14 protein-coding genes are annotated in these 18,461 nt (G+C 65.5%); 8 read left to right on the forward strand and 6 right to left on the reverse strand.

Annotated elements, in window-relative coordinates:
* Nucleotides 1-6 precede the first annotated feature (6 nt).
* Nucleotides 7-1,233 carry an MFS transporter gene (locus ACU8YE_RS21545; RefSeq protein WP_440078027.1) on the reverse strand — a complete coding sequence of 409 codons (1,227 nt, stop codon included), beginning with the start codon at nucleotides 1,231-1,233 and terminating at the stop codon, nucleotides 7-9.
* Nucleotides 1,234-1,324: 91 nt separating this feature from the next.
* The gene (locus tag ACU8YE_RS21550) at nucleotides 1,325-2,206 is read right to left on the reverse strand and encodes a DUF2520 domain-containing protein (RefSeq protein WP_440078028.1); all 882 of its coding nucleotides are present in this window, start codon (nucleotides 2,204-2,206) and stop codon (nucleotides 1,325-1,327) included.
* Nucleotides 2,207-2,385: 179 nt separating this feature from the next.
* On the opposite strand from ACU8YE_RS21550, the gene yddG reads away from it, so the two are divergent.
* From yddG to ACU8YE_RS21575, 5 genes are all read left to right on the forward strand, one after another.
* The gene (yddG, locus tag ACU8YE_RS21555; protein WP_446929564.1) at nucleotides 2,386-3,306 is read left to right on the forward strand and encodes an aromatic amino acid DMT transporter YddG; all 921 of its coding nucleotides are present in this window, start codon (nucleotides 2,386-2,388) and stop codon (nucleotides 3,304-3,306) included.
* Nucleotides 3,307-3,480: 174 nt separating this feature from the next.
* Nucleotides 3,481-3,636, forward strand: a complete 156-nt coding sequence (locus ACU8YE_RS21560) for a DUF3309 family protein (protein WP_004634893.1) — start codon at nucleotides 3,481-3,483, stop codon at nucleotides 3,634-3,636.
* A 145-nt stretch (nucleotides 3,637-3,781) separates the two neighbouring features.
* On the forward strand, nucleotides 3,782-5,341 hold the full coding sequence (locus tag ACU8YE_RS21565; RefSeq protein WP_322018952.1) for an efflux transporter outer membrane subunit: 1,560 nt from the start codon (nucleotides 3,782-3,784) through the stop codon (nucleotides 5,339-5,341).
* Entirely contained in the window at nucleotides 5,338-6,486 is a 1,149-nt protein-coding gene (locus ACU8YE_RS21570) for an efflux RND transporter periplasmic adaptor subunit (protein ID WP_446929565.1), read from the forward strand. Before ACU8YE_RS21565 ends, ACU8YE_RS21570 begins: the two co-directional genes overlap by 4 nt.
* A complete protein-coding gene (locus tag ACU8YE_RS21575) occupies nucleotides 6,483-9,578 on the forward strand; it encodes an efflux RND transporter permease subunit (RefSeq protein WP_446929566.1) in 3,096 nt (1,031 codons plus the stop codon). The genes ACU8YE_RS21570 and ACU8YE_RS21575 overlap by 4 nt, the downstream gene beginning before the upstream one ends.
* A 54-nt stretch (nucleotides 9,579-9,632) precedes the next feature.
* On the opposite strand, the gene ACU8YE_RS21580 is transcribed toward ACU8YE_RS21575, so the two are convergent.
* From ACU8YE_RS21580 to metE, 3 genes are all read right to left on the reverse strand, one after another.
* Complete coding sequence (locus tag ACU8YE_RS21580; protein ID WP_446929567.1) at nucleotides 9,633-9,977, reverse strand: hypothetical protein; 345 nt, start codon at nucleotides 9,975-9,977, stop codon at nucleotides 9,633-9,635.
* Nucleotides 9,977-11,509, reverse strand: coding sequence for an ankyrin repeat domain-containing protein (locus tag ACU8YE_RS21585; RefSeq protein WP_446929568.1), 1,533 nt, complete (start codon nucleotides 11,507-11,509; stop codon nucleotides 9,977-9,979). Before ACU8YE_RS21585 ends, ACU8YE_RS21580 begins: the two co-directional genes overlap by 1 nt.
* Before the next feature lie 614 nt (nucleotides 11,510-12,123).
* Nucleotides 12,124-14,445, reverse strand: coding sequence for a 5-methyltetrahydropteroyltriglutamate--homocysteine S-methyltransferase (gene metE / locus ACU8YE_RS21590; RefSeq protein ID WP_446929569.1), 2,322 nt, complete (start codon nucleotides 14,443-14,445; stop codon nucleotides 12,124-12,126).
* A gap of 124 nt (nucleotides 14,446-14,569) precedes the next feature.
* Between metE and ACU8YE_RS21595 the strand changes: the two genes are divergently transcribed.
* A complete protein-coding gene (locus tag ACU8YE_RS21595) occupies nucleotides 14,570-15,487 on the forward strand; it encodes a LysR family transcriptional regulator (protein WP_232039279.1) in 918 nt (305 codons plus the stop codon).
* On the opposite strand, the gene ACU8YE_RS21600 is transcribed toward ACU8YE_RS21595, so the two are convergent.
* A complete protein-coding gene (locus ACU8YE_RS21600; protein ID WP_446929570.1) occupies nucleotides 15,488-16,408 on the reverse strand; it encodes a LysR family transcriptional regulator in 921 nt (306 codons plus the stop codon).
* A gap of 113 nt (nucleotides 16,409-16,521) precedes the next feature.
* On the opposite strand from ACU8YE_RS21600, the gene ACU8YE_RS21605 reads away from it, so the two are divergent.
* Complete coding sequence (locus tag ACU8YE_RS21605) at nucleotides 16,522-17,679, forward strand: acyl-CoA dehydrogenase family protein (RefSeq protein WP_446929571.1); 1,158 nt, start codon at nucleotides 16,522-16,524, stop codon at nucleotides 17,677-17,679.
* Nucleotides 17,680-17,783: 104 nt separating this feature from the next.
* Nucleotides 17,784-18,422, forward strand: a complete 639-nt coding sequence (locus ACU8YE_RS21610) for an FMN-binding negative transcriptional regulator (RefSeq protein ID WP_446929572.1) — start codon at nucleotides 17,784-17,786, stop codon at nucleotides 18,420-18,422.
* Nucleotides 18,423-18,461 lie beyond the last annotated feature (39 nt).

Consider the following 18,461-nt stretch of genomic DNA (forward strand, 5'->3'; position numbering starts at 1 on the left):
GATGAGTTACTCGCCGGCGTGCAGCGTGCGGTTGCGCCCGGCGAGGGAACCTGCCACAAGCGAGGCCAGCGCAATCGCGCTGAACAGCCAGCCCATCACGGCCCAGCTGCCTGTCAGATCGTGCAGCACGCCCATGAGATACGGCCCCGCAGCGGCCATGGTGTAGCCAATGCCCTGAGTCATCGCTGACAGGCTTGCCGCCACGCGCGCATCGGCCGAGCGCAGCACGATCAGCGACAGCGCCACGCTGAAGTTGCCGCCCTGGCCAAGCCCCAGCAACACCGCCCACCACCACAGCGTTGACAGCGGTGCATAGAGGCAGCCGATCAGGCCGGCCCAGCACATCAGCATCATCAGGAACACGGCGGGGCGTTGATCGCGCCCGAGCCGCGCCACGAACGGCCCGCCCAGCGCAGTGATGAGCTGCACAAGAATCGACACCGCCACCACCACGCCCGACTGCACGGCGGATAGCCCGCGGTCTTGCAGGATCACGGGCAGCCAGCCAAACACGCAATACGCCAGCGACGATTGCAGCCCCATGTAGAACGTCACCTGCCAGGCGATCGGTTTGTCCCACAGCGACACACGCTGCAGCCGAGTAGCCGCGCCCTTGCCGTGCGCATGCCGCATGTGCGGCCACCAGCCGACAAAAGCCAGCAGCGCGGGCAGGGCCCAGAACGCCAGCGCGGGCTGCCAGCCGCCCAGCCACGCCGAAAGCGGCGCGCTTGCCCCTGCCGCCACCGCGGCACCAAAGCACAGCGCCATGGTGTAGACGCCGGTCATCAGGTCAGCCTGGCGGCCGAAGTCACGCTTGACGATGCCCGGCAACAGAATGCCCGTCACACCAATGCAGGCGCCCGCCGCCAGCGTCCCGATGAACAGAGGCGCAACGCCGCCTGCGCTGCGCAAGGCAATGCCAGCCGCCAGCGCAATGAGCAGGCCGCCCACGGCGCGTTCTGCACCAAAGCGCCGAGCCAACACCGCGGCTGCTGGCGCAAACAGGCCCAGGCACAGCACGGGCAGCGTCGTCAGCAACCCTGCCGTGGCGCCCGACAGCCCCGTGCCGGCTGTCACTTGTTTCAACACCGGCGACAGGCTCGATAGCGCAGGCCGCAGGTTCACGCCCACCAGCACCAGCCCGACAACGAGCAGGATCAGCGCGCCGGGCGAACGGCGGTCTGCTGCGTCATGCGCGGCAGGAGAGGGCGAGGCGTGTGGACGTTGGGACATGGCAGAACAGGCGTGCGGGCAAGCTGACGATTGTAGGGCGCGCGCCGGATTGGTGCATGCGCGCGGTCCAATGCCAATGATGCCGACGACGCTATTCAGCAGCGCTGAGTCGCGTAGCGAGGTCGGCCAGCACGTCTGCGGAAGGTGCGCCGCGCTCGGCTGCCAATGCCAGTGCACGCCTTGTGAGTGCGGTGTACAGCGCGGCGTGATCGGCGCCCAGTGCTTCGAGCGCTTGCAGATGTTTGGCGATGACGCCGCCGTCTCCGCGCGAGACCGGGCCCGCCAATGCGCCCGCCAGGCCACGTGCGCGTGCCGCGGCCAGCGTGCCGTCCACCAGCGGCCACATGGCAGCCACGGCCGCATCTCGGTCGATGCCCGCGGCCTCCCACAACGTGGCGGCTTCCTGCAGCGCGCACAGCAGGAAGCTGGCAGCGTAATTGGCACCGGCGTGATACAGGGCACGTTGCCCGGCACGCACCTTCAACGGCGTGCAGCCGAGCCGCAGTGCAAAGCTGGCGAGCACCGCGTCGTGCGGCGCATCGGCATCAATGGCGATGGACGCCCCGCCCAGACGTTCGGCATCGTCCGGCAAACCGGCAAACAGAAACAGCGGGTGAAAGCTGGCGGTATCCGCGCCGGCTTGGCGGGCGGCATCCAACAAGTCGCGCTCGCCGGCGCCGCTGCAGTGGAGGACGAGTTGGCCGGGTCGCCAGCGCACGTTGCCCACCACGCCCGGAATGGCGTCATCCGGCACGGTCACGAACACCCAATCGGCGGCATCCGCCACGCCTTGCGGGTCGACCGCCTTGGCCCCGGTGGCTTGCGCGAGCCACGCGGCGGGTGAGCTTGAGCGGTTGGCAACCGCCACGGTGCGTACACCTGCCCTGTGCGCCCGAGTGGCCAATGCCCGCGCCAGCCGCCCTGCGCCGATCCAGCCCACGGAGACTGGCGTTTCGATTGCAAAAGACGTCATGGCAAACCTCGATTTTTCATGGTCCGCATCTTATAGCGAAGCCACTTCTGTAGGCCGCGTTGCGCCAATCAGGCGGTCGGGCGGCACGGCCGGTAAACTGCACGCCTTTGCCGGCAGCGTTGGGCCGGGCGTGAACAATCGGTTTTCTTCAGGCGGACATGTCAGTGCAGGCAGGCGTTATGCAAAGCAAAAGTCGGGCAACCCTCATCGGGCTTATTGCGGTGCTGTTGTGGAGTTCGATCGTCGGGTTGATCCGGGGCGTGAGCCAGCATCTGGGGGCCGTAGGTGGCGCTGCCATGATCTATACCGTCGCGTCGGTGCTGTTGGTATTGACCGTTGGCTTCAATAACTTGAAGACGTTTCCGCGGCGGTATCTGCTGTGGGGCAGCCTCTTGTTCGTGTCGTACGAGCTGTGCCTCTCGCTATCGATCGGCTATGCCAACAGCGGGCGGCAGGCGATCGAGGTCGGAATGGTCAATTACCTGTGGCCGACGTTCACGATGCTGTCGGCCATTGCCTTCAACAAACAGCGGGCGAATGCGCTGATCGTGCCGGGTGTCCTGATTTCCATCCTCGGGATTTGCTTCGTGCTTGGCGGTGATCAAGGCCTCGATATCGCCGGCATGGCCGAGAACGTCAAGGACAACCCGCTCAGTTACGGATTGGCGTTCACGGGCGCGGTGATCTGGGCGGCGTATTGCACGGTCACCAGCCGCATCGCCGAGGGCAAGAACGGCGCAACGCTGTTTTTCATCCTGACGGCGCTGGCCCTGTGGATCAAGTTTCTTGCCACCGGCGGCGGGCCGATGCACTTCAGCGTGTCGGCGCTGGTCTACCTTGCGTTGGCCGCGTCAGCAATGGGCTTCGGCTACGCCGCCTGGAACGTCGGCATCCTGCGCGGCAATGTCACGGTGCTGGCCGGCGCGTCGTATTTCATCCCCGTGTTTTCTGCTGCCCTGGCGGGGGCCCTGTTGCATGCCCCGCTGTCGTTTGCATTCTGGAAGGGCGCATCGATGGTGGTTGCAGGGTCGATCCTGTGCTGGCTGGCTACGCGCGGCGGTCGCGCAAAGACGTTGTCTTCGTCCAAGTCTTCCGCCTGACGTAAGAACGGGGCACACGGGGACCTCCGCTGTTTCCGCAAATTCGCAATTAACCGCCAGGAATTCGAGAAAACCGTACATAGAGCCAGCACGGGAACGGGGCGTGCTAGATGCCGGGTAAGCCGCTGCGCCAAGACGGAACAGCGGCATACCAACACAGAAACAGGAGGCATCATGTTGAGCACCATTCTCATCATCGTTCTCATCTTGCTGCTGATCGGCGCGCTGCCGTCGTGGCCGTACAGCCGAGGTTGGGGCTACGGGCCGACGGGCGGGCTCGGGCTGATCGTGGTGATCGTCGTCATTCTTGTGCTACTGGGCTATATCTGACGCCACGCGTCGATGCCGATGCGCGCATGCTTCTGAGCATCGCCTGACCGCTTGCCGAGGGTTGGCTGAGCACCATAGCGGGGCGAGTGTCTTGCAGGCGCTTGACTGGGCATAATCCCAGCTGCGTTCCCGAAGGACACTTCCCATGAAGACAGGTCGACACGCCGTTAGCCGCGCGCCCGGCGGTCGTGCCCGATTCGCTTCGCTGATGCTGGCGCTGGTGCTGGCCGGCTGCGCGGTCGGGCCCGATTACCACATGCCGCCCCTGAGCGGCACTGAAGCCCCGCAAGCCTGGCACGCCACGCTGCCGCACCACGGCAGCCGCATGGCGCTGGCGCACTGGTGGGAGCAGTTTCACGACCCCGTGCTGACACAACTGGTGGAGCAGGCAGACGCGAGCAGCCCGACGATCGCGCAGGCCGTCGGCCGCGTGCGCGAAGCGCGTGCGAGCGTTTCCACAAGCCAGGCGGCGCTGTTGCCGCAGCTGAAAGGCTCAGGCTCCGCCACCCGGCAGGGCGGGTTTGGCGGCAGCCAGTTTGCCGGCGGTGCAGGTGGGCTGTCTGCCGGGGCGCTGAGCCCCACGCTGGGCCTGGGTACGATCACCACCTTGGCGGCACAGGCCGACGCGTCGTGGGAGATCGATCTCTTTGGCGGCAAACGCCGCAGCCTGGAAGGTGCCGATGCGCGCCTGACCGCCAGCGAAGCCGATTGGCATGACGCGCGCGTGTCGCTCGCCGCCGAGGTGGCCAATGCCTACTTGCAGCAACGCGAGTGTGAGGCGCTGGTCAACATCGGTGCGGCAACCCTGTCATCCCGGCAGGAAACGCTGCAACTGACCGAACGTAAATTCCGCGCGGGCTTTGTCGCACCGGCTGATTTTGCGCAAGCGCAAGCCACGGTGGGGGATGCCGTCAATGCGCTGGAAGGCCAGCGTGCGCAATGTGCGCAGGGCATCGACAAGCTCGTCACGCTCACCGGCATTGACCACGATGCGCTGAACGGCCTGCTGTCCAAGGCCAGTGCGCAGATTCCGGCACCGCCCGATGCCGGCGTGCCCGACGTGCCGGCGCAGGTGCTGTCGCAACGGCCGGACGTGTCGTCGGCCGAGCGCGCGGTGGCGGGGGCAAGCGCCGATATCGGTGTGGCGGTCGCAAGCCGGCTGCCGTCGATCACGCTGGCGGGTTCCATCGGCATCAATTCGTACCGCCTTGGCGGGCAATCTTTGACGAGCAAGTCGTGGTCGTTCGGGCCGTCGGTGTCGCTGCCGATCTTTGACGGCGGCTCGGGTGCGGCGCGCGTGGAAACAGCGCGCGCCCGTTATGACCAGGCGCTGGCCAGCTATCGCAGCAAGGTGCGCCAAGCGGTGCAGGAAGTGGAAGACGCGCTGGTGCGCCTGGACGCGTCGGACCGCCGTGTCGACGCAGCCACGATGGCCGACGCCCAATATGCCAAGGTGCTGGAAGCGTCCAACGCCCGCTATCGTCTGGGGGCTGGCAGCCTGCTGCAGTTGGAAGACGTGCGGCGCACGGCGTTGCAGGCTTCGCAGTCCTTGGCAGCCGTCAAGCTCGAACGCGCGCAGGCCTGGGTGGCGCTGTACAAGGCCGTCGGCGGCGGCTGGCGCGACGATGCGCCCAATCCTCATCCCGATAACAAGACCACTGCGCCGACCGCACAGGGCCGCGCGCATACCGGAAGCGCTTCATGACAGGACAACGAGTTTGGATGGCCGCGCTGGCGGTGGTGCTGGCCGGCGCGCTGGCGGCGTGCGGCAAATCTGCTGAGAGCAAGAACAAGGAACAGCCGCCTGCCAAGCCGGCGCTTGCCGTCAACGTTGCGCATCTGGCACAGCACCTGTGGCCCCGCGCTGCCACGGCCAGCGGTGCCGTGCAGCCGTGGCAGGAAGCCAGCATTGGCGCCGAGGTGAACGGGTTGAAGCTGGCGGAAGTGCTCGTCAATGTGGGCGATGTGGTCAAGCAAGGCCAACTGCTTGCACGACTGTCGGATGAGACCGTGCGCGCCGATGTGGCCGCCCAACGCGCCAGCCTGGCCGAAGCCGAGGCCTCGGCCGCGCAGGCGGCCGGCGAGGCCCACCGCGCGCATGAACTCGACAAGAGCGGTGCGATCAGCCAACAGGATCTGATCCAGTACGACACGCAGGCCAAGACAGCTGCCGCCAAGCTGGCCGCAGCACGCGCGCAGTTCGAGAGCCAGGAATTGCGCTTGCGCTACACGCGCGTGGTGGCACCCGACGACGGCGTGATCAGCGCACGCACGGCCACCGTGGGCGCCGTGGTGTCGTCCGGCACCGAACTCTTCAAGCTAATCCGCAAGAACCGCCTGGAGTGGCGCGCCGAGATGCACGGCGATGTCCTGCCCCGCATCCAGCCCGGCCAGGCCGCGCGCGTGCGCCGCATGGACGGCGGCGTGGTGAACGGCCGCGTGCGCCAGGTCGCTCCCACGGTCGACGCCAACACGCGCAATGGCCTCGTCTATGTCGACCTGCCGCCGGAAGCGGCAGCCTCGGGCGTAAAAGCGGGCATGTATCTCTCGGGCGATGTGCTGCTGGGCGATGCGCCCGCCGCGACATTGCCGGAGACCGCCGTGTTCTCGCGCGATGGCTACGACTACGTGATGGTGATCGGCCAGCAAGGCCGCGTGCGTCAGACCAAGGTGACGGTTGGCCGCCGCCAGGACGGGAAAGTTGAAATCGTGCAAGGCATCGGCGCGAATGACGGCGTGGTCGCCGCAGGGGCAGCATTCCTGAGCGATGGCGATGTGGTGCGTGTGGCCGCCGCCGGTGCAGCCGCCGCGCCCGCCGCATCGTCGCCCGCAGCCGGAGCCAAGCCATGAACTTTTCTGCCTGGGCGATCCGCAAGCCGATTCCGTCGATCCTGTTGTTCATCCTGATCACGGTGGCGGGGTTGGTGTCGTTCAAGATGCTGTCGATCCAGAACTTTCCGGACATCGACTTTCCTGCGGTTTCCGTGACGGCCAGCCTGCCGGGCGCCACGCCCACGCAGATGGAAACCGAAGTCACGCGCAAGATCGAAGACAGCATTGCCAGCATCGGCGCGATCAAGCACATCACGTCCACCATCAACGACGGCAGCTCGACCACGATGGTCGAGTTCCAGCTTGAGAAGGATGTGCAGGAAGCGGTAAACGATGTGCGCGATGCGGTCAGCCGTATCCGCGCGCAATTGCCGTCCGACGTGCAGGAGCCGGTCATCTCCCGCGTGACGTTCGCGAGCATGCCGGTGCTGACGTACGCCGTGGAAGCGTCTGACATGGATGCAGAGGACCTGTCCTGGTTCGTCGACAACACGGTCAACAAGCGGCTGCTGTCGGTGCATGGCGTGGCCAAGGTGACGCGCCAGGGCGGTGTGGACCGCGAAGTGCGCGTGCAGCTTGACCCCGTGCGTCTGCAGGCATTGAACGTCTCGGCGGCGGATATCAGCGCGCAAGTGCGGGGCATGCAGCAGGAAGCGCCGGGTGGGCGCGGCAACATCGGCGGGCAGGAGCAGGCGGTGCGCACGCTCGGCACCGTGAAGAGCGCGCGCGAACTGGCGCAGATGGACATCCCGTTGTCCGACGGCCGGCGTATTCGCTTGTCAGATGTTGCTGACGTGCGCGACACGGCGGCCGAGCCGCGCCAGATGGCGCTGTTCGACGGCAAGCCGGTCGTGAGCTTCCAGGTGTTCCGCTCGCGCGGCGCAAGCGAAATCTCGGTGGCCAAGGGCGTGCGCGAGGCGCTGGGCGCATTGCAGGCCGAGCGGCCCAACGTGCATGTGACCGAGGTCTACAACATGGTCAAGCCGGTGTCGGATGCGTACACCGCCTCGATGCACGCGTTGTACGAAGGCGCCATCCTGGCGGTGATCGTGGTGTGGCTGTTCCTGCGCGATTGGCGGGCCACGTTCGTGTCGGCCGTGGCGCTGCCGCTCTCCATCATCCCGACCTTCGCGGCCATGCAGTTGCTGGACTTCACGCTCAACGGCATCACGCTGCTGGCGCTCACACTCGTGGTCGGGATCCTCGTCGACGATGCCATCGTGGAGGTGGAGAACATCGTGCGCCACCTGCGCAACGGCAAGAAACCGCTGGAGGCCGCCATGGAAGCCGCGCAGGAAATTGGCCTGGCCGTGGTAGCGACATCGCTCACGCTGGTGGCTGTGTTCTTGCCGACGGCCTTCATGGGCGGCATCTCGGGCAAGTTCTTCAAGCAGTTCGGCTGGACCGCTTCGCTTGCGGTGCTGGCCTCGCTGCTGGTGGCGCGGCTGCTTACGCCCATGATGGCGGCCTACATGCTCAAGCCGCAGGATGAGCCCAACCGCGACGGCTGGATCATGACGCGCTACCTGCAGGCGGCACGCTGGTGTCTCGTGCACCCCTGGAAAACGGGCGGTATGGCGGCGGCGTTCTTCGTTGTGTCGGTTGCCATCATCGGGCTGATTCCCGCAACGTTCCTGCCGCCCGAAGACTGGGCACAGCTCCAGATGACGGTGGAAAGCCCACCCGGCAGCACGATCGCCCAGACGCGCGACAACACCGAGCGCGTGCGCAAGATCGTGATGCAGCACAAGGAAGTCCGTCACGTCTATACGGCCATCGGCTCGGGCGTGATGGCCGGCGTGCCGGGCTCCAGCGGCGGCGAGGTGCGCACAGGCACACTCACGATTTCACTCACCGACCGGCATGATCGGCACATCAAGCAGCAGGATGTCCAACGCCAGTTGCGCGAAATGCTGGAAGGCGTGCCGGGCGTACGCATCTCGTTCGGCGCGGTGGGCTCCGGCGAGCAACTCCAGGTGGTGCTGACCGGCGACGACCCCGTCACGCTCCAGCAGGCCGCACGCGATGTGATGCGCGATCTGCGGACCGTGCCCGGGCTCGGTGCGGTGACCTCGTCCGCGAGTCTGCTGCGGCCCGAAATCGTCATTCGCCCCGACTTTGCGCGCGCGGCGCAGCAAGGTGTGACCGCCGCCGCCATCGGCCAGGCGGTGCGCGTCGCCACCGCCGGCGACTACGACGTCAACCTGCCGAAGCTGAACCTGCCCGAGCGGCAGGTGTATATCCGCGTCGAACTCGATCCGAAGGCGCGCAACCAGATCGACACGATCCGCCAGTTGCGCGTGCCGGGCCGCAACGGCGCGGTGCCGCTGGAGAACATCGCCGATATTTCCATCGGCAGCGGCCCCGCGCAGATCGACCGGTATGACCGCAGCCGCAACGTCACCATCAGCGTCGGGCTGGAAGGGCGCGCGCTGGGCGACACCAACATGGCGGTAGAGGCGCTGCCGTCCATCAAGAACCTGCCGCCGGGCGTGCGCCGCATTGCCTCGGGCGATGTGGAGGGCATGCAGGAGCTGTTCAGCAGCTTCTTCCTCGCCATGTTTGCGGGTGTGCTGTGCGTGTATGCGGTGCTGGTGCTGCTCTTCCACGACTTCACCCAGCCGGTGACGATCCTGGCGGCGCTGCCGCTGTCGGTGGGCGGTGCGTTCGGGCTGTTGGCGCTGTTCGGCTTCAGCTTGTCGCTGCCGGCGTTGATCGGCTTGCTGATGCTGATGGGCATCGTGACCAAGAACTCGATCCTGCTGGTCGAATACGCCATCGTTGCGCGGCGTGATCTCGGCATGTCGCGCACCGAAGCGATCATCGACGCCTGCCACAAGCGCGCCCGCCCCATCGTCATGACCACGGTGGCCATGACGGCCGGCATGGTGCCGATGGCGCTCGGCCTGGAGGGCGATGCCGGCTTCCGCGCGCCGATGGCGGTGGCGGTAATCGGCGGTCTGCTGACTTCTACGCTGCTGAGCCTGCTGGTGGTGCCGGTGGTGTTCGAGAAGGTGGATGACTTCAGGGAGTGGGCGCTGCGCAAGTTCCGTGGCGTGCGCCATCACGGGCGCAGCGCTGAGCCTGTACCGCAGCAGGAGCAGCGGTAACGGCAGCGCCGTCCATGCCTCACGGAAGCCGCCGAAGCGACGGCCACTGGGGCGCTACAGGGAAGCGTCTCCGTCTTCGGCAATCGATTCCATGGGGTGGCGGCCCCGACGCGCGACGGCGGGCAGCGTCGAGGAAGTCAGCACTGGGCCTTGTTGTCGCGCCCAACGCGGCGCGCGCACTGCGTCAAATGCGGGGTTGTCCATGACCGCATCCTCGTGGTCAACCGAAAAGCGTGAGAGTGCGGCCGCAAACTGATGTGCGTCGGCGTGATAGCCGAGTCCGGGCGGGCCACTGGTTTGCGGGCGTTTGCCGTTGTACCCGTCGGTGTCGGTCAAGCCGAGCTTGAGCTGTACAAGCCCCGGGTACCGGTAACCGCCCGGGCCCTTCATGATCCCCATCAGCCCGCGGTGTGGCGCGCGGGCATAGTCGAGGGTGAGCGCAACGCCGCGGGGCTTGCCGTATCGACATCGAGCGGGCCGCCCCTGGTGGCGCGGCGGCCCTGATTATTGTTCAGGAGTTGCGGGTCCAGCAAGATCATCGACGGCTGCCTTGGCAGCAGAATACGGCTCTCAACCGTCGCGCGAAAGCTCTGCGCCATGGCTCCGCCCATAGAAGCGCCAGAAATGAAATCCAGTTCGACATGGTTGGGCCGGGACAGAATCTTCGCGAACAATTCACCGGCCCGCTTGGTCGCGCGGTCGACATCGCCAATCCGGCCGAAGGCGCTGCTGATGTCCTGGCGCACATCCCGGAAGTTCTGTGTGCCGCCGAAGAACATGCGCACACGCTGCGGCCCGTCGGCTCCATCGGCACGCGCAGGTTCCAGTGCGAGGCTGATGTGAGCGACTCGCATGGCGCTGACTAGTTCAGCGTGTTCAGCCTCCGTCAGGGCGCCGGATAAGGCGGGATGTTCTATCGCTGAAAGACTGTAGTTGCGGAAGTCGCTGCCGATTTCCTTGGCAAATTTCGAAAACGTTTCGCGTATGGCGTCCCGCTGCTGTCCGCGCACGTTCGCGTCTTCCGACGACAGGGCACCGAATCCCAATGCCTCGGAAAGCGCACTGGCGTCCCGGTCTGGCAATTCGTCGAACGTGCGCAGCGCGTCGTGGACGAGGTTGATCTTGTGCCCCGATTTCAGATTGTTGATTGCAGGCTTGGCCGCGCGTGCTGTCGCTGGCGGCACCCGGACGTCGGGCGCCACCCGCAACTCGGCCAACGGATTCGTGGGCAGCCCTGAGCGTCGCGTATTGGCCGTTGCTGCGTCGGAGGGCAGTGACTTTCGGTCACGAAGGTTGCCGATCCACGTCTCGCGTTTGGCAAGTTCCAGAAACGCCTTTGCCGCCACGCCCGTCTTGGGGATGGTGTCCGGCGATCCGCCAAATCGCATCGTCAACACGCGCGCGAACGTGCGGCCTGCTCCGTTTGGCGTGCGCAGATCAGGGTTATGCGCCAGCATGGCGAGCACCGTGTCTTTGTTCGCAGCCTGGGCGAGCCGCATGACCGCCGTATTGCCGCGCGCGTCTCGGGCATCGATTGGCGCGCCCGCACGGACGAGCATATCGACGGCTTGCGCAGAGCGCGCGTTAAACAGCGGCGTTGCGCCTTGATTGTTGGTCGCGTGCACATCGGCACCGGCTTCGAGCAATTGCTCCAAAAGCGCGGTGTCGCGTCCTGCCACGGTATGCAGCGGCGTATTGCCAACGCTGTCCTGCGCGTTGACATTCGCGCCGTGCGCGACCAGCGCCTTGGCCAGCCTGAAGTTGTCGCAGCCCAGCGCGCTCACGAGCAGCGGGTCGCCATGGTGGTCAACGGCATTCACGAAGTCGGGATGCTTGGCGAGAATCTCGTCAAGGCGCTCAGATGAAAAGTCGTGCTGCCAGACCATGTCGAGCACCTCTGCGCGATGCTCGGCCTGATGCAGGAACGTCATGCCCCAGCCATCGCCGGGTGGAATCGACGGTGCGGCGCCCTGATTATTGGGCGACGTTGCCGACGCTGTTTCCCGGCGGCTTGTGCTTGGTGACCATTGCGCACCTGCACGAATCGCCTTGATGGCGTCGTGTAGCTCCGGGTCGGCGGACGTGCGCCCCGAAACCTTTGGGCTGCTTGTAGAGGCGGCGCTGATGGCTGGCGGTGTTCCTGTGTGCCTGCGTGCGGGCAGCCGGCTAAGTTGAGGCGAAGCTTTGCGAGCGCTGCGCCCCGTGCTGCTCGTCTGCTCCGGTGCTTGCCGGACATCGGCCACGCGGTTTGTGGGCGCAGACGAAGCGAGCCAAGTGCGAACAAGGGAGACCGGGCTTTTCATGGGATCGTCCCATCAATATTAGAAAACACGAATCACTGGATTCAATAGTGTTTTCTGCACGTGTCAGCCGCGTACCGTGTTGCGAAATGGTGAGTGCGTGCGCGAAGCGGCGCTGCCTTGTTGGTTGACAATGGTCCCGCTGCAACAGCCCGGTGGCACTTGGCGCATGTTGTTGCAAGGGAATCAAAAAAAGCACCGGCTAGATGTCTCCAGCCGGCGTTTTTGTGGGGGAGGCGCGACGATCAGGCTGATGCGGTTTCTGTTTGCGCACGCTTGCTGCCAGCGTGCTGCGCATTCGCATGCTTGGCGCGCAAGCGGCGCGTGGCTTCCACCATACCTTGCAGCGCCGCTTCCACTTCCGGCCAGCCGCGGGTCTTGAGACCGCAGTCGGGGTTCACCCACAGGCGTTGCACCGGCACGACCTGCGCGGCCTTATCGAGCAGCGCTTCCATCTCTTCCACACGCGGCACGCGCGGCGAGTGGATGTCGTACACGCCCGGGCCGATCTCGTTCGGGTACGCAAACTTACCAAACGCGTCGAGCAGTTCCATGTTCGAGCGCGACGTCTCGATGGTGATCACGTCGGCATCCATCGACGCGATGGCCGGCAGGATGTCGTTGAACTCCGAATAGCACATGTGCGTGTGGATCTGCGTGTCGTTGCGCACGCCGGAGGCCGACACGCGGAATGCACGTGCCGCCCATTCCAGGTAGCCCGGCACGTCAGACGCGCGCAGCGGCAGGCCTTCGCGGAAAGCCGGCTCGTCGATCTGGATGGCGGCAATGCCAGCGGCTTCCAGATCGCACACTTCATCGCGCAGGGCCAGGGCGATCTGCAGTGCGGTCTGCTCGCGCGGCTGGTCGTCGCGCACGAAGGACCACTGCAGCATCGTCACGGGGCCGGTCAGCATGCCCTTCATCGGTTTGGCGGTCAGGCTCTGTGCGTACTTGGACCATTCAACCGTCATTGCTTCGGGGCGGTACACGTCGCCGTAGATGACCGGCGGCTTCACGCAGCGGGAGCCATAGCTCTGCACCCAGCCGTTGGCGGTGAAGGCGTAGCCCCACAGCAGCTCGCCGAAGTACTCGACCATGTCGTTGCGCTCGGGTTCTCCGTGCACGAGCATGTCGAGCCCCAGCGCTTCCTGGCGGCGTACGACGTCGGCAATTTCGGCGCGCATGCGTTGCAGGTAGTCCAGTGCAGGGAGTTCGCCGCGCTTGTGTTGCGCGCGCGCCTGGCGAATCTCGGCCGTCTGCGGGAACGAGCCGATGGTGGTGGTCGGCAGCAACGGCAGGTTCAGGCGGGCTTGCTGCGCTTCAGCGCGCGTTGCGTAGGGCGCGGCGCGGTCGGCATCTTCTGCGCGGATCGCGGCCACGCGTTTTTTCACGCTTGCGTTGTGCACGCGGCGCGATTCGGTACGTGAGGCGATGGCGGCGCGGTTGTCATCGAGCGCCTTCTGCACGGCAGCTTGGCCCTCGACCAGCGCGAGCTTGATGATCGCCAGTTCGTCCAGCTTCTGGCGCGCGAAGGCCAGCCAGCCCTTGAGTTCGTCGTCGAGCTTGGTTTCGGCAGACAGGTCCACCGGCACGTGCAGCAGCGAGCAGCTCGGTGCCACCCACAGGCGGTCGCCAAAGGCTTCGGCCAGCGGCGCCACGCGTTCGAGCACGCGCGCGAGGTCGGAGCGCCAGATGTTGCGGCCATCGATCACGCCAACGGAGAGCACCTTGTCAGCAGGCCACGGTGCGAAGGCACCAAGCTGCTCCGGTGCACGCACGAGGTCCAGGTGCACGCCATCGACCGGCAGGGATTTGATCAGTGCAGCGTGGTGGGAGGCGGCTTCAAAGTACGTCGCCAGCAGCAGCTTCGGGCCCCTGGCAGCGGCCAGCGCCTGGTAAGCGGGGGCGAATGCATCCGCCCAGGCTTGCGGGAGGTCCAGCACCAGCGCCGGTTCGTCGATCTGCACCCATTCCACATTCAGTGCGGCCAGGCGCTGCAGCACAGCCGCGTAAGCCTGAAGCACTTGCGGCAGCAGGGCGAGCTTGTCAGTCAGGCCGTTGCGCGCCTTGGCCAGATGCAGGAACGTCACCGGCCCGATGAGCACAACCTTCACGCGGTGCCCGGCGGTCTGAGCCTCGCGCACTTCGTCGAACAGCCATTCGGCGCCGGGCCCAACGTGGAGGTCCGGCGTGAGTTCCGGCACGAGGTAGTGGTAATTCGTGTCGAACCACTTCGTCATCTCCATGGCCGCATGGTCGGCATTGCCGCGCGCCAGCACGAACGATTGCGCCAGCGTCAGTTGTGCGGCGTCAAAGCCATAGCGCGTGGGAAGGGCGCCGAGCAGGGCAGCCGTCTGCAGCACCTGGTCGTACCAGGCGAAATCACCCACGGTCACAAAGTCGAGGCCCGCGTCGCGCTGGGCAGCCCAGTGGCGCTCGCGCAGGGCACGGCCAGTAGCACGCAGGTCGTCTTCTGACGAGGCGCCCTTCCAGAACGATTCGAGGGCGAACTTCAGCTCGCGTTGTGCGCCGATGCGCGGGTAGCCGAGGGTATGGATGGTCGTCATGGTGGTCGCAGGAGAGGCGATTCGTTTTTCAGTCCTGCGATGATCGGCGACCCTCGTCCATGAATCAAATGATATTATTTTCGATAACGTTGAATCGTATTCATATATTGGAAGCCGCACCAACATGCTCGAAATCCGCCATCTGCGCACGCTGATCGCCCTGGCCGACGGTGGCTCCGTTTCGCGCGCCGCCGAGCGGCTGCACCTCACGCAATCGGCGCTGTCGCATCAGTTGCGCGCGCTGGAGTCGCATTACGGGCTGGCCGTCGTGCGCCGCAAGGGGCAGACGGTGGAATTGACCGAGGCCGGCGAGCGCATGCTCGAACTCGCGCAAAAGGTCGTCGCCGATATCCAGACCGCAGAGCGCGATCTTGAGCGCATCAAGGGCCGCGCGGCCGGCACGCTGCGCATCGCGCTCGAATGCCACACCTGCTTTGACTGGCTGATGCCTGTAATGGACGCCTTCCGCCAGCGCTGGCCGGAAGTGGAAATGGACCTTGTGTCGGGTTTCCACACCGATCCGCTGGCGCTGCTCAAGGACGGCCGCGCCGACGTCATCATCGGCTCCGACGCCAAGATGCGGCGTGGCGTGGTGTTTGCGCCGCTGTTCCGCTTCGAGATCCTCGCCGTGTTGCCGGTTGACCACACGCTGCGCAACAAGAAGTGTCTGGACGCGAAAGACTTTACGGACCAGACACTCATCACGTACCCCGTGCCCGAAGAGCGCATCGATCTCATCCGCCAGGTGCTGACACCTGCCGGCATCGCCTTCAACCGCCGCACGGCCGAGCTGACCATCGCTGTGCTGCAGCTCGTTGCCAGCCGACGCGGGCTGGCCGCGCTGCCGAGCTGGGGCATCAAGAACTACGTCGATTACGAATACGTGGTGGCCAAGCGTGTCGGCAAGGAAGGCCTGTGGAGCGATCTCTACGCCGCCATGACGCGCGACTATGCGCAAGCACCGTTTGCGCAGGACTTTATCGAGACGGCCAAGTCTATCTGCTTTGCGCAGTTGCCGGGGCTGATGCCGCTAGACGCGTAATCAGGCGCGTTCCTTCAGGGGTAGGCGCGGCAGCTTGCCTTGCAGCCCCTCTTTGAGAAAGTCCAACAAATGCCGCGTGGCCAGCGTCCGATACCGGCTTGGCATCGCCAGCATGTAAAGGCGACTACCAAACACGCTGAACCGATACCCTGGCAGCACGCGTTTGACGTGCCCGTCGCGCAAGTCTTCGGCAGCGGCGTAATAGGGCAGGATTCCCAGGCCGTTGCCCGCACGCACGGCGGCCTGCAGGAACAGGTAGTTGTCGGATGAGACGCCGGGGTCGAGCGTCACGAGCGTCCGCTCATCGCCCAGTTGCGCGGATAGCCGCAGCGGCTGCCCAACCGCAGGCGCGCTGACGATGGTGTGCTTACCCAGCGCGTCGAGGGTTTTTGGCATGCCATGCGTGGCCAGGTAGTCCGGCGCCGCGCACAGCACCCAGTCAACTTCATCAAGCAGCGTGGCGACGAGCGATTCCGGCGGGTTCGAGACGATGCGCAGCGCCACGTCCACATCTTCGCCAATCAGGTCGGACACGCGGTTGTCGAACCGCACATCAAGACGGATGTCCGGATACGCACGCTTGAATGCCACCAGCAGTGGTGACACCAGCAGGTGCCCCAGCCCCGTCGGCACCGACAGGCGCACGCTGCCTTGCAGCGACTTACCCAGCGACGAGACCAGCGCATCGGCGGCGGCCATTTCGCGCAGGATGCTGCGGCCGTGTTCGTAAATGCCGGCGCCCACCTCCGTCGGCTCCACGCGGCGGGTGGTCCGACGCAGCAGTTGCACACCCAGTGCGCGCTCAAACGCCTTCAGCCGGTGGCTCACGTTGGAGCGCGTGGTCTGCAGCCGGCGCGCCGCCGCCGACAGGTTGCCCGCGTCGACGATTTCCACGAATAGCTTGAGCGCATTCAGGTCCATGACGGCACGCCAGATTGGTGAATGAGACTCGACATTCTGTTGATGCCGGCACGGATTGTCAAAACCTCCCAACCCGGTAACATCGGCCGGAATATCCCACAGGAACCAGCGACATGGCGCTCGACGACGAATCCTTCGGCCTGCTGCAGCAATCGGTGCAGCGCTTCATCCAGGAACGGCTCGTGCCGGCGGAAAACATCCTCGAGGAAGAGGATGACGTGCCCGCCGACATCGTTGCCGACATGAAAGAGATGGGACTCTTCGGCCTGTCGATTCCGGAGGAGTACGGCGGCATTGGCCTGGCGATGGCCCAGGAGTGCGAGGTGGCGTACGACCTCGGGCACACCGCGCTGGCCTTCCGCTCGGTGTTCGGCACCAACGTCGGCATCGGCTCGCAGGGCATCCTGATGGACGGCACCGATGCGCAGAAGGCCGATTACCTGCCGCGCATTGCCAGCGGCGAGCTGATCATCTCGTTTGCCCTGACGGAGCCGAATGCGGGGTCGGATGCCGCATCGCTGCAAACGCGCGCCACGCTGGACGGCGATCACTACGTCATCAACGGCACCAAGCGTTTCATCACCAACGCGCCGCGCGCTGGGGCATTCACGCTGATGGCGCGCACGGGCGGCGAAGGCGCGGGCGGTATCTCGGCCTTTATCGTGCCAGCCGATACGCCGGGCATCACGCTCGGCAAGCCCGACAGGAAGATGGGGCAGCGCGGCACCAAGACATGCGATGTGATGCTCGACAACGTGCGCGTGCCGGCGGCCAACATCATTGGCGGCGTGGCGGGCCAGGGCTTCAAGACGGCGATGAAGGTGCTGGACCGCGGCCGCCTGCACATCTCGGCGCTGGCGTGCGGCATGGCGCACCGGCTGATTGCTGATGCAGTGGCGTATGCCAGGGAACGCAAGCAGTTCGGCCAGCCCATCGCAGACTTTCAGTTGATCCAGGCCATGCTGGCCGACAGCCAGGCGGAGCTGTACGCCGGCATGTCGATGGTGCGCGACTGCGCGCGCCGCTACGACGCCAAGCCCGTCGGTAAACAGGACCACGAAGTCAGCATGCTGGCGTCGTGCACCAAGATGTTCTGTACGGAGATGGTCGGCCGCGTGGCCGATCGCGCGGTGCAGATTCACGGTGGCGCGGGCTACATTGCCGAGTACAAGGCCGAGCGCTTCTATCGCGATGTGCGCCTGCTGCGCTTGTACGAAGGCACCACGCAGATCCAGCAGCTCATCATCGCCAAGAACCTGCTGCGCGACTAGGCTGGCTCCAATAATTCGCCTGAATTTGGCTCTGTTTTGGAGCCACGTTCTGGCTCAGAATGGGCGTTTTCCTGTTCGATTGCACGGTCGCTGCCGGAGTCGCCATGTACATTCCCGCCCATTTTGAAGAATCGCGCCCCAACGCGTTGCACGACCTGATCGCGCAGAACCCGTTTGGGACGCTCGTCACGCATGGCGAGCATGGGTTGGACGCGAATCACATTCCGTTCCTGCTGCTGCCGGAAGAGGGCGAGCTTGGCATGCTGCATGCTCACGTGGCACGCGCCAACCCGGTCTGGAAAGACGTCGCCAACGGCGATGAGGTGCTCGTCATCTTCCGCGCGGGCGATGCGTACATTTCGCCGACGTGGTATCCGAGCAAGCACGAAGCCCACAGGCAGGTGCCGACGTGGAACTACCGTGTGGTGCATGCGCATGGCCGCATCACCGTGCGGGACGATGAGCGTTTTGTACGCGGTGTGGTGGCTCGCCTGACGCGCACGCATGAGGCATCGCAACCCACGCCGTGGAAGATGTCCGATGCCCCGGCCGACTACACCGACACGCTGCTCAAGATGATTGTCGGCATCGAGATCGAGATCACGCGCATCGAAGGCAAACTCAAGCTGAGCCAGAACAAGGAAACACGGGACATCGTGGGCGCCGGCGAGGCGCTCAAGGCGAACGGCGAGCGCGTGATCTGCGATGCGATGCTCGCTTGCGCCGCTGCCAAGACGGAATAAAAGAGGGAGCGACGGACTGCTCATCCGCCGCCCCGCACT

The sequence above is a fragment of the Ralstonia sp. VS2407 genome (assembly GCF_052950655.1).

Coding starts and splice junctions, on each gene's coding strand:
- ACU8YE_RS21605 (WP_446929571.1), top strand. CDS start 16,522: ATGGCGCTCGACGACGAATCCTTCGGCCTGCTGCAGCAATCGGTGCAG.
- ACU8YE_RS21560 (WP_004634893.1), top strand. CDS start 3,481: ATGTTGAGCACCATTCTCATCATCGTTCTCATCTTGCTGCTGATCGGC.
- ACU8YE_RS21565 (WP_322018952.1), top strand. CDS start 3,782: ATGAAGACAGGTCGACACGCCGTTAGCCGCGCGCCCGGCGGTCGTGCC.
- ACU8YE_RS21550 (WP_440078028.1), bottom strand. CDS start 2,206: ATGACGTCTTTTGCAATCGAAACGCCAGTCTCCGTGGGCTGGATCGGC.
- ACU8YE_RS21610 (WP_446929572.1), top strand. CDS start 17,784: ATGTACATTCCCGCCCATTTTGAAGAATCGCGCCCCAACGCGTTGCAC.
- ACU8YE_RS21600 (WP_446929570.1), bottom strand. CDS start 16,408: ATGGACCTGAATGCGCTCAAGCTATTCGTGGAAATCGTCGACGCGGGC.
- ACU8YE_RS21585 (WP_446929568.1), bottom strand. CDS start 11,509: ATGACGTTCCTGCATCAGGCCGAGCATCGCGCAGAGGTGCTCGACATG.
- metE (WP_446929569.1), bottom strand. CDS start 14,445: ATGACGACCATCCATACCCTCGGCTACCCGCGCATCGGCGCACAACGC.
- ACU8YE_RS21545 (WP_440078027.1), bottom strand. CDS start 1,233: ATGTCCCAACGTCCACACGCCTCGCCCTCTCCTGCCGCGCATGACGCA.
- ACU8YE_RS21575 (WP_446929566.1), top strand. CDS start 6,483: ATGAACTTTTCTGCCTGGGCGATCCGCAAGCCGATTCCGTCGATCCTG.
- ACU8YE_RS21570 (WP_446929565.1), top strand. CDS start 5,338: ATGACAGGACAACGAGTTTGGATGGCCGCGCTGGCGGTGGTGCTGGCC.
- ACU8YE_RS21580 (WP_446929567.1), bottom strand. CDS start 9,977: ATGGGGATCATGAAGGGCCCGGGCGGTTACCGGTACCCGGGGCTTGTA.
- yddG (WP_446929564.1), top strand. CDS start 2,386: ATGCAAAGCAAAAGTCGGGCAACCCTCATCGGGCTTATTGCGGTGCTG.
- ACU8YE_RS21595 (WP_232039279.1), top strand. CDS start 14,570: ATGCTCGAAATCCGCCATCTGCGCACGCTGATCGCCCTGGCCGACGGT.